We start from the raw sequence: 14917 nt of genomic DNA, 5'->3' as shown, positions 1-14917 counted from the left end.
CTTGCACGTTGTACAATGCTTTCCTTGCTTACTTTTAGCAAAGATCATGTAATGCCTTATAGAAAGTGACACTCCTTTAAAATAAGTAAGAAAAAACCATAGAGAAAGCATCAGCCGCCAAAATTGCATCTTTGGCGGCTTTTCTCTCGGTAAGAAGTCAGCTATTCTTTCGTCTCAAAAATCTTCAGCACTCTGTGTACTTAAGCATTTGGAGCGCGACGGATGAAAGACAACCATACGATTAACGAAAAAAATGTGTAGGGATGCGACAAAGTCGCATTCCTACACATCCAGACATCTCGGTAATCGTACTAGAAGTCATTCAATCCAAAGTGATCCCAATGCGCAACTATACAAGTGCGGCCGGGGGATTAAGTTAATTACTGGCTATTTTTGATTAATCAACAGACGTGTTTAATTATTAAAGTTTTTTATGGAAGTAATAGAGTTATATATGCTTTTTCTGTTACAACCTAGCCGAATATCACAAGTTAGGTTTACTAATGGGAACAGAGATGCATCAGTGTCCTTTCTCGCAATTATCGAAGAAGTCTCAGCTTTTGTTCTATTAAGTTTAAATGTAAATTATAGAAATGCTCTTTCTCTTTCCGACTTATGATTGCTGAAATGGAGGTTTCTACATATATCATAAGATAATATATGTGGAACTATGTTAAAAATTTTACATAACGTTGTTCAAAGGTCCTGATTCTTTAGGGGTATAAATGATTCATGTGGAAATATGTCGTATTGTGTTAATATTATAAAAAAACTAAAACTAAATAGGCAAACCTATAGAAATGTAGGGACGCAAAGCTAAAGGGACTAAGGTTTATAACTATGTCAGCCAGTTGCCAAAGAGTGAATTTTACTTTTTGTTTATGTGAGGTTTTTAACTTTACCTCACACAAATCGAATCTACTCTGAGGGAGTAGTTTTTTTGTGCCTTTTTTTAAATAAATCATAGATCGGGAGGGAAAATGATGACTAAGTTTATGGCGATTATACTATCCGCCACACTAATTTTTAACATGTTGAGTGGACCAGTTACAGTTCTAGCGCAAGAAGTGAAAATTGAGAATGAGGTGACAAATGCAATAGAAGGTGGGGATAGCGAAAGGAATAAGGCAAAGGTTAGTAAATTTGATTTATATGAAGATGAAATTATTAATTCTTATAATCAAGTATTTAAAATAGATAAATCCACAATAAAGTCGATTACCGGTAATGGTGGAAGATATGCAAATTCTTTTATTGAGTATGCAATAGATGGAAATCTTAATACACATTGGGAGACTGGTAAACCGAATACTTCAGATTTTAAAAATGAGGTAATCGTTCATTTTGATAAAACTACGCAATTAAATCGAATTGTGTATGCAGCCAGACAATCAAGTGCTAAAGGAAAGGGCTTTGCGCAAGAATTTGAAATATATAGCTCAACTACTGATGATGGTGATTTCCAGTTAGTGTCTTCTGGAGAATATAAAGGTTCAACAGGAGATGTAGTTGAAATCCAATTTGCGCCTACAGAATTTAAGAGAATAAAATTTGTCTTTACAAAAGCAAATCAAGACTGGGCAAGTGCTTCAGAGTTAATATTCTACAAAGAAGATGCTGTATCAGATAAAATAGAAAGCTTATTTACAGACGGTACAATGAGCAAAGTCATCGATTCGTATAACAGCATAGAAAAGATAAATACCCTAGAAATAGAAGCAAATACCCATCCTTTGTATGAATCTAAATTGAAAGAGATTTTAGATTTAGCTAGGGCTGTAGTAAGTGGAAAAGTCGAAACAGAGGGAACGCTTGTTGTAGCGGAACAGCGTGGGGATATGGTGAAACATGCAAATCAAAAATTAAAATTTGGTTTTGGCAACAATCTTCAACCAACAGGATTTGCAGCTCAGCCAGGAGATAAAATAACTGTATATGTTGATGCAAACACCAAAGGCCCATTACCTAAGTTATCTTTTGCTCAACAAGAAGGTGCTTGGTCAAGCTGGAGAAAAGATGTTAATCTAGTTGCTGGTAAAAATATAATAACAGTACCTGCAATCGCAAAAGATGGCTGGTATAAAAAAGCTGTAACACCTGGTGGAAGTATATATATTATTAATCCATATACTGAAGAAGAACAAGGGAAAGCTCCGGTACTGCGATTTGAAGGTGCCGCGAAAATACCATTTGCAACTGCAAATACGGACCTTAAAGAGTTCAAATCATTCTTAATAGATTATAAGAAAAAATTAGATGAAGATATAGCGCAACACCCAATTGTTGAAGAGAGAGAAGTACTAGATGTTTTCGAATTCGTGAGTGATCATATTATGTGGACGGGTACAGCAACTGGTGCCTACAAAACATATATAGAAGATGGCTATAGTCCATTAGAAACAATTAAGTCTTACAATATTCATATGAAAGAGCTTTTTAGATATTATGGTTTAGATGCAAGTAGCGAAGTTCATGACCCTAAATATATAAGAGAAAGCGTAAGACTTGCACAACCCTATGCCTATATGTACGCCGCGGGTGATCATATCGGAACGTTAGATGACGTTATGGCTAACCACTTAATCCCGTTTGAAGTTAGAGGACCATCATGGGGCTTAACCCACGAGATAGGCCATAAAATGGATGTAAATGCTAGATTATATGGTGAAACTACGAATAACATGCTACCACAATATATGTCTACTTTTTATAACAAAACAGATATGAGAATACCATATGAAGATAACATATATAAAAATGTACTAAAAGAAAACCTGAAAGATTATAGTAATCAAGGATTTTTTGAAAAATTGGGTGTTTATTGGCAAATAGAATTGTATAGTCCAGGATACTGGGGGAAATTAAACAGAGTATATAGAGAGAAAAATATACAGCTTATAGATGGAGATAGCTCTAAACAACAATATTTAGTTGAATTCTCCTCTGAAGTGCTAGGAATAGATTTAAGCGAACATTTTGCTAGACATGGTTTTATGGTTAACAAAGAAACAAGAGAGAAGACTAGCAAGTATCCGAAGCCGGACAAATTATGGTATTTAAATGACTCTGTAGTAGGGTATAAAGGAAATGGAATAGCAGATAAAAATGCTTCGGTTGGTGTTAACTTAGTTTCTAATGCAGGAAATAAAAACAACACGTTAAGTTTTACACTAGACAAGAGTTATAGAGAAGACTTTTTAGGTTATGAAATAGTAAGAAATGGGGAAATTGTAGGGTTCACTTCTTCTAACAGTTTTATAGATAAAGATATAGATACAAACAAGAACTACACCTATCAAGTTGTTGTATATGATAAAAAACTAAATGCACTAAAACCAGTAGAAATTAATTCATTCAGACCAGTATTATCTGTTGAAGAGCATGTGACGCTAAAATTACACCAAGCGTTTGACCCAATGGACTATGTAAAAGCAATTACGTATCAAGGGGAAGATATTACGCAAGACGTAATTGTGAAATCTACCGACGTAGATGTGGCGAAAAAAGGAAACTATGAAGTTGTATATGAAGTAATAAATGAAGATATAAAAGAAATAAAAACAACGAAAGTTACGGTAGTAAGTGATTACGCATATATTTCCGACAAGAGTTCCAAATTAGCAAGTGTTGGCTGGGCTGATTTAAAGAAAGATAAAGCACCAGCCGGGGGAACGATTACGCTTCTTAGACAAGGAGTAGCTGCAAGCTACGCTAAAGGGATTGGTGTACATGCCAATTCGGAAGTAGTCTATGATATTGAAGGCGAAGGTTATGATTTCTTTGAAAGCTATATTGGAATTGATCAGTCGATGAAAGGAAAAAAATCATCAGCAACATTTGAAGTGTGGATAGATGGAGAAAAGAAATTTGGTAGTGATGTTTTCCAAGCAAACACATTGCATGAATTTGTGAAAATCCCTGTAACTGGTGCAAAAGAAATTAAACTTGTAACGACAGATGCAAATAATAATGGAAACGAATCAGATCATACAGTGTGGGCAGATGCTAAGTTTGTTAAAAACTCTAGTAAGCCTTCATTAACGATACCTGAAGAAATTACAGCAGTTAAACTGAATAGTGAGTTTGATATGCTGAAGGATGTACAAGCATTTGATGCAGAAGATGGTAACTTAAAAGAGCATATTAAAGTAAAGGAAAATGGATTCACTGTCAACAAAACAGGCACTTACAATATAGAGTATTCGGTCACTGATAGTGATGGAAATGAAGTGATGAAGACAAGAAGAATCGCTGTGTACAGTGCCTCTAAATATGTGAGTGACATACCTTGGGAATCAGCAAGAACTGATCACGGTACTGTTGGTAAAGACAAATCGAGTACGAATAGTACGATTAAATTACTAGTCAATGGGGAAGTAAAAGAATTTGATAAAGGCATTGGTACACATGCAAATGCTGAAATTGTTTATAACCTAACAAATTCTAACTACGAATACTTGGAAACGTATATAGGTGTTGATAGAAATATAGCGGAACAAACCAATTCAAGTATAATATTTAAAGTTTTAGCGGATGGTAAAGAAGTTTATAACAGTGGGATTATGAAATATAATACAGCTGCAAAACTTATTAGAATTCCGGTTAAAGATGTAAGTCAATTAAAACTTGTTATAGATAATGCAGGTAACGGAATTTCCTCGGATCACGGAAGTTTTGGGAATGCCGCGTTTCTATTATTTAACAATGCACCTGAACTTACGATTCCGAAATCTGTGTCAACTAAGGTAGGACAAGAAATCAAAGTAATAGAAGCTTATTCAGCAATAGATGCGGAAGATGGAGACCTAACTTCTCATGTAGAAGTAACTGGAGAAAATCAGGTGAACTTTGAGCGAGCTGGTAAGTACAACATAAATTATAAAGTAGTAGATAGTGATGGAAATGAAGTTATTAAGACCCGAACAATAGCCGTCGTCGATATGGAAGATTACAACTATCTATCTGACTTTGACTGGAAGTCTACGCAAAACAGTTACGCTGCTCCTTTAAAAAATCAATCTATCAGTTGGAAAACATTAAGATTGAATGACGAACTTGGAAATGAAGTCTCTTATGAAAAAGGGATTGGAGCACATTCTAACACTACGATTGTGTATGATTTGACTGATAAGAAAGCGGATTACTTTACGTCATTTGTCGGTGTGGATAGACAAATGCATGGTTCTATTGGTTCCGTAACCTTCGAAGTATATGTTGACGGAGTAAAGAAATTTGAAAGTGGATTAATGAACTCGAGAGACCCACAAAAATTTATTGAAATTGATACTAACGGAGCGAAAGAGCTGAAGTTAGTTGTAACGGATGGTGGAAATGGAAATGGTTCAGACCATGCAACGTGGGGAGATACTAAATTACATTACGCAAATTCAGAAAGAGTTTACAAGAATAATTTAGAACAGGCTATTGAAGTTGCGAAAGCACTTAATACAGAGGTATACACGGAAGAAAGTGTACAAGCATTTGAATCAAGTGTTATAAAAGCAGAAGAACTTTTAGTTAACAAAGAAGCAACGCAAACAGCAGTAGATCAGGCGGTAGAAGAATTAAAACAAGCAACAGAGGCTTTACTTGAAGTGGTATTAGATTCTGTTATAACAATAAAAGATAAATACTTAGAACAGTCTATAAAATCAACGTTAGGTTTAACTGGAAACATAACGTTAGGTGATATGTACAATCTCACAAGTTTAACAAATCGTACGGGACGAGTTATTACTCTTGAAGGGCTAGAGCATGCGAAGAACTTAATTAAGCTAGATATTGATGGAAACAAAGTAACCGATTTTTCTCCACTTAAAGGATTAAGAAAATTGGAAAACGTAGCAGCCAATTCCCAAATAATCGCAGTGGGAGAAGCAAGAGGACCAGTTGCCGAAATAGAGAACATCGTAATAGATGTCAACGGGAGTAAAGTACTGCCTAAAGAAGTGAGATTGAAAAAAACGAATACTGGAGAAGTGATAATAGTAGACGTGAATGACTTTGCACAAAACGTAGATAAGTTTACAATAGATCTTTCAAATGAAAGCCAAGGATACTACGCGCTAGAAATTAATTTTAATGTTAATGAAAATGAAGTCAAATTACTTTATATGATTATTAATAAATAATGTGTTCTAGAAGCATACATCATGGTGTAAAATCCATGATGTATGCAAATAAGAACGTATGTTGAGTTACTTGTGAGGATATATGATCGGTCGGCGAGGATATATGATTGGCCAATCCGTGTTTATGATCGGTGTGTGATGATATATGATTGGTCGATCGGTATTTATAATCGGTGTTCAAGGATATATGATTGGTCAATCCGGGTTTATAATCGGTACGAAACTTTCTAACATCAAGGAACTCTACTATAAACATAATAAGGGGGCGTCCCGTAAGTCGATAATTACCGACTTGCAGGACGCCCCCTTTGAATTAATTTAGAAGAAAAACAATCCGATACTAATGACGATGCCGCTTAGTATAAGAACAAATAAACAGTACCCCATAATATCCTTCGCGCGAAGCCCAGCGATTGCAAGTGCAGGTAATGCCCAAAACGGCTGGATCATGTTTGTCCAAGCATCACCCCATGCGATAGCCATTGCTGTTTTTGAATAGCTGACGCCAAGTGTTTGAGCCGCTTCCAACATGATGGGAGCTTGCACGGCCCATTGTCCGCCACCCGAAGGTACGAAAAAATTTACAAGTCCTGCCGCGTAAAATGTAAAGAGTGGGAATGTGTGCTCATTCGAAATGCTAACGAACCATTCAGACATGACGCCCGCGAGCCCTGATGCAACCATCATTCCCATTATTCCCGCATAGAATGGAAATTGGATAATGATACCGCCTGCCGTCTTCACAGCATTTGTCACTGCTGCAAGGAATCGTTTTGGTGTACCGTGGAAAATGATTCCGAGCGTAAAGAATATCAAGTTGACGATATTCAAATTTAAATCAAAGCCTTTTAAAACAAAATGCTGTATTAAGTATACGAGACCGAGCGCACCAATCAGCATGGAAAGCGTAACACTATTTTCTAGCTTGCTTGCTGGTGTACGATCTGTATCTTCTTCAATTTCAATAGGTTCTTCCAGCAGCTTCGGATTGACCGTAACCGTATCTTCTGGTTTTGGCATCATGAAGCGGTTCAAAATTGGAACTGAAATAATAAGTGCGACTACAATAATTATGTTATAGCTTGAAAAAATTGTTTCTGACGTCGGAACGACACCCATAATGCCTGCAAATGGGTGATCCGCTGTAGCGATTGAAAGTGGAATCGACCCACCTAGTCCACCGTGCCAAACAATCATACCTGAGTAAGCGCTTGCAATTAAGAGCCGGTAGTCGACCGTTGTTACTTTGCGTGCAATCTCTTTTGCGAAAAGTGCACCGATAACGAGACCGAAGCCCCAGTTAATCCAACAAGCAATCAGCGATACAACTGAAACTAGAAGAATTGCAGAACCTGGTGATTTCGCGAAACCCGCTACCGTGCTTAATAACTTCTTGAATATCGGACTATTTGCTAACACATGTCCTGCTACAAGAACAATAACCATTTGCATTGTAAATGCGAGAAGCCCCCAGAAACCATCTCCCCAATGCCTAACCATATCGAGCGGTCCAGAATCGGTTAAACCGAGACCCAGCAAGAACACGACCAACGTCAAAATTGCGACGAAGATGTACGGATCCGGTAAATACCGCTCCATTAGCGTGTTCGACCATCTAGTTAATACTTTCACAAAACATCCCCCTTTTCTCTTGTCCCACCTTAGCATATCGTATGCGGTCCACTCATTCGATATGTTATTAACATAATTTTACAATATAAGTCATGAAACGGAGCGATACTGCAATATTTAAACCGCAATGAAGTTAATATTAGTACTTAAGAGTTTTCTCGATCCCTACTTTAAGTCTTCTCGTGTCCTTGAAGACTTAAAGTAGGTTTTTTTTTACTGTCCGGTAATGCGGGATCAAAACGAGTCGCCTTCACAATGGATTGTTAAAGTGACACGTTTTTGATAGGTAAGAAAGTTTAAGTTTTTAATATGGCCTAGTGTCTAGCTCGCGCCACTCAGACTAGACACTGTTTCCGAGAAAGTAAGCATTGTTTTATCAAGAGTAAACAACATGCATTCTATCCTAGACCACAACGAATAAATTTTTCAGTTTAGTGAAACGAAATCTTCCTATCAGAGTCTAATGGTGTAACTAACGAAAAAAAGGAAAGGGTTGATCAAATTGAGAAAAAAAGTTATTTGGCTATTTGTTACGGCACTTATTACCATGGTTGCAATTTCTTTTGCACTAGTCATCGACAAAGTAACTGTCACAGCTACCGATATTGCACTTTCCAAACAAGGGTGGCAAGCTAACTTCTCTACGCCATTGAAAAAAGATGCAATTGGATCGGATGATCTCTATGTTACCGATCGAAATGGAAAGAGGATAACCGCAGACCTCACACTTCAAGATGCAGGTAAAACCCTGGATGTGAAGAGCCTAGCGCCTGGTTCATATACACTACACGTCGAGAAAAATGCGTTCAATGGTAAAGTATTGAAATCTCTTCCAGTCGATGAAATTAATTTCACTGTCCATGAAACAATCGAATCCGTCACATCTGCAAAGGAGTTAAAAGCCTATTTCGAACGGGCTAAGTCCATGCAACAGGCAGATCGCCAAGAATTTGTCGAAATGGAAAGCTCAGATAAATCCAAGTCCGAAACAGCTGTATCCGCTCAAGGCGAAAGTGGGGATCATTCGACAACGAACAACCAAGTTGAAGGGGTCGACGAAGCCGATATTGTAAAGACGGACGGCAACTACATTTACGCTGTTGTGGGTAGTAATCAAGTCACAGTTACTGATATTCGTAATCCGCAGGAAATCAAAAAACTATCAACGATAAAGATGGAAGAAGAATTTTATCCTTCCCAGCTAATTCTTCATGGAGACATGCTAATTGTTTTTGGTGAGAAATATGAACATTACCAAAGTGAGGGGAATACTGAGGCAAGAATCAGCAGACCGATGAACGGAATGACAACAGTTCGCATGTATACTGTGTCGAATCCGAAAAGTCCCAAACTCTTACGGGAGATAGGTGCTGAAGGCTATTTAAACGGTGCGCGAAAAACAGGAGATATGCTGTACTTTGTAACGAACGTTTGGCCAGATTTTTGGGGTATGGAGAATTTCGAAGGAGACTTACTCCGTCCGCAAGCTTATGACTCCGCCCAAGGTAAAGAATCGAAGCTCTTAGACTATAGAGACATCGCGATTTTACCAGGAGCGATGGAACCATCATATTCTGTTATTACTGCTATCGATCTTTCTTCACCCGCAGAAGGTAAGGTCGTGACAAAGGGTTATCTTGGCGGCAGTGAGCAACTTTATATGTCCAAAGAAAATCTGTATCTTACAGCGACAATTTACGAAACGAACGCCTCTACTTCTCATAAAACGAGCTGGAATCCAGCCATTGCAAACAGTGAATTATTCAAGTTCACATTGAACAAGACAAACGTCACATTTGAAAATTCAACTACGTTGAAAGGACATTTACTCAACCAGTTTTCGATGGATGAACACAATGGTTATTTCCGTGTCGTTACGACAGAAGGGAATATGTGGGATGATAAAAAGCCATCTAAAAATCATCTCTTCATATTGAATGAAAACCTTGATATTACCGGTTCAGTTGAAGGTCTTGCGAAAGGGGAGCGTATCTACTCTGCACGTTTCATGGGGGATAAGGCTTATATGGTGACGTTCAGGGAAACGGATCCACTGTTTGTAATCGATGTGGCCGATCCAACTGCCCCTAAAGTTCTTGGAGAACTAAAGATTCCAGGCTTCAGTAACTACTTGCATCCGCTTGACGAAAACCATCTCATTGGTTTTGGCTATGAAACAGTTGCGGAGAAAAATCCACAAGGGGGAGAGCCGCTCATTTTGACTATGGGTATGAAGGTTTCCTTGTTCGACGTAACTGACTTTAATAATCCAAAAGAGAAGGACACAGAAATCATTGGCGGGCGTGGAACATACTCGCAGGTTCAACATAATCATAAGGCGTTGTTTCAGCATAAAGAACGAAATTTATATGGTTTCCCAGTATCCATTTATGATGAAATAGGGGGAAATCATAACATAGATTTCCAAAGCTCCGGTGCACTCGTCTACGAAATTACACCAGAAAATGGTATTGTCCTGAAAGGGGATTTACTGAGAGCGAAAAGTCACGGAGAACAATACGGGGATTGGGAAAGAGAAATTCAGCGTATGCTTTATAGTAAAGACATTTTGTATACAGTTTCAATGAAGGAAATCAATACTTACTCGCTTGATACGTACGCACCAATTGATAGTTTGAAAATCAATTAGATGTGAAACGTTACTGAATGGTCCAGCTTAATGCTGGACCATTCATTTTGAGATAAGGATAAGTTTTGCAACATGGAATAGTGTTTAGTTCCGCGCCTAGGAAATCGGATCATAAGACGTCCCGGCTAATGTGGTAAAGACTGCGACAGGAAGTGGCGCACTTAAGCTCCGATCCTTTTAGGCGCATTCCACTTTTCTAAATGGAAAAAAGTATATCTCAACTTGTTCATTGTCATTTAGCGTCTGCAACGATAAGATTATTTACTAGAGGGAAATTGAGTTTTATTTCTCTAGTGAGAGGGATTGAATTACATTCTTCTTATGCAAGGAGGACACGAGATGTCGAATATGGATAAAGAGTTGGCAATAGACTGCTGTCTGCTCGCGGGACGTCTCATGATGGAAGCTGGAGCCGAGACGTACCGGGTAGAAGATACAATGGCGCGAATGGCTGAAACGCAGCACCTATCCGCTACTCATAGTTTCGTTACGCCGACAGGTATTATTTTTTCACCAGGCAGTCCACATCATACGAAGCTGATCCGGATAAAGAACCGGACGACGGACCTTGAGAAAGTTGCGCTCGTTAATGACGTTTCACGTAAGCTGTCTGCCAATGAATATACACTTGAAGAAGCGTATAATAAGCTCCAAGAAATCGAAAAAGCGAATGTTATGTTTCCACTCTGGTTGCAAATCCTTGCCGCAGCCATTGCAAGCGGTAGCTTTCTTATTTTATATGAAGGTCTTTGGAGGGATGTCCCTTCTGCAATATTTGCAGGAGGTGTCGGTTACGTCATTGTGACAAAGATTCATGAGCTGACAAGGGTGAAGTTTTTTGCGGAATTTGTTGGCTCATTGTTCATAGGGCTTATCGGGTTTGCGGCAGTACAAACCGGATTAGGATTTGAACTGGACAAAATCATCATCGGATCGGTCATGCCGCTTGTTCCTGGCCTCCTCATTACGAATGCAGTCCGAGATTTGATGGCGGGCCATTTTATGTCTGGCTTGTCAAAAGGCGCAGAAGCTTTTCTGACGGCATTTGCAATCGGAGCTGGCGTAGCACTCGTTTTATCTTTCTGAATTGAAAAGGGGTTAGAGTTTTGACGTGGATAATACAAGCGATTCTCAGTTTCCTTGCTGCTACTGGGTTCGGAATTATATTTAATGCCCCTCGTAGAATGTTATTTTATTGTGGTTTTGTTGGGATGACGGGTTGGCTTATTTATAGTGTGTTTAATGAAATGTCGGGTGATCCCGTACAAGCTTCTTTCCTAGGAGCTTTTATGGTTGCGCTCGTTGCGCATATATTTGCCAAGCGTTTCCGTACGCCGATGATCATATTCAGCGTTGCTGGAATCATTCCGCTTGTGCCGGGGGGGATGGCTTATAATGCGATGCGGCATATCGTTGAAAAAGATTATTTAACGGCAATTTCTTTTGCATCTGGAGCTTTCATGGTATCGGGGGCGATTGCTATGGGACTTGTTTTCGCGGAAGTGATCATTCAGCTCATCTTTCGATCGGGTATCGGAAGGAAGAGGGGGAAAACGATTTAGGAAAAGCCGGAGGGCGTGGTTCAGTCCCGACAGGCATAAGTGAAAAGGAAGGCAGTCTAAGAGCGCGACGTCCTGTCGCAACAAGGAGGGATGAAGTTCAATCCCTCCCCACTGCATCCCTGCAGCCACCGCAACAAAATGGCTTATGACCCGAGGGGGGCGTCCGAAGCCTAGTCAGATGAAAAACGGAGTGTTCTCCTAGTAAGAGCCACTCCGTTTCGTTAATCTATACCCTTAAATCGGATTTTGTCTGAAGCTACTGGCATGCCGATATAATAGCCTTGGACGGCATCTGCTCCCAACTTTACGAGAAGGTCATACTGCTCTTTCGTTTCGACGCCCTCCGCTACGACGTATAATCCCATCGACTTGCTGAAACGTATCATTCCTTCGACGAGTTGACGCGTCTTCGGCTGTGTCGTTAAAGAGTTAGTAAATAACTTATCGATTTTTACTTTTGTAATCGGTAGATGCTGCATATAACGGAATGATGCATAACCGGTTCCGAAATCGTCTAGTATGAACTCGATTCCTGCGTCTTGAAGTTCTTTCATCTGAAGGATGATTGAACTTTCCTCTTCAGCTTGAAAAGCGAATTTCTCGGTTATTTCTAATTGGATGCTACTTGCTTGGCATTTTGTCTCCTTGAGAATTTCTAAAACTTTGTCTTTCATCTTTGTATTACTGAACTCGCGAACGGAAGTGTTCACTGAAATGTCTACTTGACGGCCTTGTCTATTCCAGTGGGCGGCAAGTGATGCGGCTTCTTCAAGTACGAAAGCTCCAATTTCATGGATGTGACCGTTCTCTTCTGCAATAGGGATAAGCTCATCAGGCATAATAGTACCGAGCTCGTTATCTTCCCATCGAACGAGCGCTTCGTAAAGCGTCACTTCGCCAGAAGCGATATCCAACTGTGGTTGATAAACGACTTGCAAGTTATTATGGTTCAGTGCAGATAACATTTTTTGGTCAATAATTGCTCGCCTATTTAGCACTTTATGTGATTCGGCTGATAGTGTAGCAATTTTGCCGCCACCATTTTTGATAACATCTTTTGTAGCGGTCAATGCAGCCTTCATAAGATGATTATACGTTTTTTGGTCTTCAGGATAGCGGACGACGCCCCCGCTAATGGATAATGGAATAGCAATGTTGTCGATATAGATTGGTTGCTGCTCCAGGAATAATAGCAGGCCTTGTACATACCAATCACCGAAGGCGGTGAGGACGATAAATTCATTTGCACCGACCCTAGCTATTAGATTGTCCTGGAAATATCGCTTAAGCCTATTAGAAAACGAATTAATAAGTTCTATCTTCGATTCAGATGACTGAAGATTTTTCAATGTGTAAAAGTGGTCAATAGTAATGAAGACAAATGAGAAACTTTTTGCTTCTTCAATAATTTCTGCCACGGTTGTTTCAAGCTTGTAACGGCTCATTAGTCCGGTTTCGTAGTCGATGAATGCGATTTGTTGTAGCTGGTCCCTTAAACTTACGTCGACAGTGATATCTAATTCGAGGAAAGTAACGGAAAATAGCTTTTCACCTGATCGCATGATTGGAATAGCGATCATATTTACAAAATAAGGTTCACCGGAGCGTGTTGTTTTTTCAACCGCACCGAACCACGTTTTCCCAATAGTTACACTTTTCCAGATTAGATGTGCCTGATCTTGGCCTGCATCAGTATCTGGGAACATTCGCCAAAATGTCATTCCTAGCACTCGTTTAGGTGTCCATTTACTTGTGTCTAAAAAATTTTTATTAGTATAAATAATCGAACCCTCACTATCTGTTCGAGTAACCATGTAAAATTGTTCGAGACTTTTCATTATGTCCGGCAGTTCCGGCACGAATTGTCCATAATCTGGCTTCATATAAATGTCCCCTTTCCGGATATGGATGCTACTACTATTATAATGAAGTTCTCGTGTCTGTACATCATGAAAGTGATAAATCATTGTTAATTTCCGAAATTGTAGATAAATAGTCAAATTGGGGGGTGGAAAGTCATAGATAGATTAAAAGGTATTGCTCTAATTATTTCGGGTGCAGTACTTTGGGGGGCCACGGGTCCTATGATGGAATGGATGTTGCTACACAGCGAGATGACGGTTTCTTTTATGCTAACAGTTCGTCTCCTACTCGCAGGTTCTTTTTTGCTTGCTATGCTGAAGATACAAGGGAAGCGCATCACTCTTCCATGGCGGCAAAAAGTATGGGCCCGCCAACTCCTTCTGTTCGGAGTAATTGGTATGCTCGGGGTTCAATACACATTTGTCGCGTCCATTAATACGAGTAATGCAGTTATTGCGACATTATTTCAGTTCCTAGCACCGATTTTTATTATCATATTTGTAACGGCGTCCCAAAAGACCTGGCCGCCAATCGTACAGGTACTAGGAATGTTCGTGACACTAGTAGGATTACTTCTCCTTTTGACTAATGGATCGTTTTCTGGCTTTGCACTGAGCAAAGTTGCGGTTTTATGGGGACTTGCACTAGGTTTTGCGTTTTCATTTTACACATTATATCCTGTACGGCTGATGCAAGAATGGGGGGTTTTGCTATCAATCGGCTGGGGAATGATTATCGGGGGAATAACGCTTTTTGTTTCGAATCCATTGACAGTCGTTACCAACATGGACTATTTAGCAGATTGGACTATAGCGGGTATGCTCCTACTTGTCATTATAGTAGGGACCATTGCTTTCATCTTGTTTATGAGTAGCATGAAATACATATCCCCAGTGGAAGTAAGCATACTATCTAGCTTTGAACCATTGACAGCAATGGTTATTTCCGTAATCTGGTTCGGTCAGGTACTTGGAATGTGGCAATTGACAGGGGCGATAATCATGCTTATCGGGGTGACTTGGCTGTCAATTGCAGGTAGTAAGGTGAAAACATAGAATAGTAGAAGGACCGGTTCCCTT

The 14917-nt window shown here is 39.3% G+C and carries 7 protein-coding genes and 1 riboswitch; of the genes, 5 read left to right on the top strand and 2 right to left on the bottom strand.

Annotated features, from left to right (window positions below; translation table 11 throughout):
- The first annotated feature begins 775 nt into the window (after window positions 1-775).
- Window positions 776-859, top strand: a riboswitch (cyclic di-GMP riboswitch).
- Between the two features lie 124 nt (window positions 860-983).
- On the top strand, window positions 984-6131 hold the full coding sequence (locus tag FQ087_RS14245; protein WP_188006760.1) for an NPCBM/NEW2 domain-containing protein: 5148 nt from the start codon (window positions 984-986) through the stop codon (window positions 6129-6131).
- Between the two features lie 318 nt (window positions 6132-6449).
- Here FQ087_RS14245 and FQ087_RS14240 read toward each other — a convergent pair whose 3' ends face one another.
- On the bottom strand, window positions 6450-7763 hold the full coding sequence (locus FQ087_RS14240; RefSeq protein WP_149581248.1) for a short-chain fatty acid transporter: 1314 nt from the start codon (window positions 7761-7763) through the stop codon (window positions 6450-6452).
- A gap of 502 nt (window positions 7764-8265) precedes the next feature.
- Between FQ087_RS14240 and FQ087_RS14235 the strand changes: the two genes are divergently transcribed.
- From FQ087_RS14235 to FQ087_RS14225, 3 genes are all read left to right on the top strand, one after another.
- Complete coding sequence (locus tag FQ087_RS14235; RefSeq protein ID WP_149581247.1) at window positions 8266-10413, top strand: beta-propeller domain-containing protein; 2148 nt, start codon at window positions 8266-8268, stop codon at window positions 10411-10413.
- A 339-nt stretch (window positions 10414-10752) separates the two neighbouring features.
- Window positions 10753-11499, top strand: a complete 747-nt coding sequence (locus FQ087_RS14230) for a threonine/serine exporter family protein (protein ID WP_149581246.1) — start codon at window positions 10753-10755, stop codon at window positions 11497-11499.
- Between the two features lie 20 nt (window positions 11500-11519).
- Window positions 11520-11975 carry a threonine/serine exporter family protein gene (locus tag FQ087_RS14225; protein ID WP_149581245.1) on the top strand — a complete coding sequence of 152 codons (456 nt, stop codon included), beginning with the start codon at window positions 11520-11522 and terminating at the stop codon, window positions 11973-11975.
- A gap of 221 nt (window positions 11976-12196) precedes the next feature.
- On the opposite strand, the gene FQ087_RS14220 is transcribed toward FQ087_RS14225, so the two are convergent.
- A complete protein-coding gene (locus FQ087_RS14220) occupies window positions 12197-13858 on the bottom strand; it encodes a putative bifunctional diguanylate cyclase/phosphodiesterase (RefSeq protein WP_149581244.1) in 1662 nt (553 codons plus the stop codon).
- 135 nt (window positions 13859-13993) lie between these two features.
- On the opposite strand from FQ087_RS14220, the gene FQ087_RS14215 reads away from it, so the two are divergent.
- Window positions 13994-14893: a DMT family transporter gene (locus FQ087_RS14215; protein ID WP_149581243.1), complete on the top strand. Its 900-nt coding sequence runs from the start codon at window positions 13994-13996 to the stop codon at window positions 14891-14893.
- The last annotated feature ends 24 nt before the right edge of the window (window positions 14894-14917 follow it).

This window comes from Sporosarcina sp. ANT_H38 (assembly GCF_008369195.1).
Lineage (GTDB): Bacteria > Bacillota > Bacilli > Bacillales_A > Planococcaceae > Sporosarcina.
This window is presented reverse-complemented; position numbering and strand designations above follow the sequence as displayed.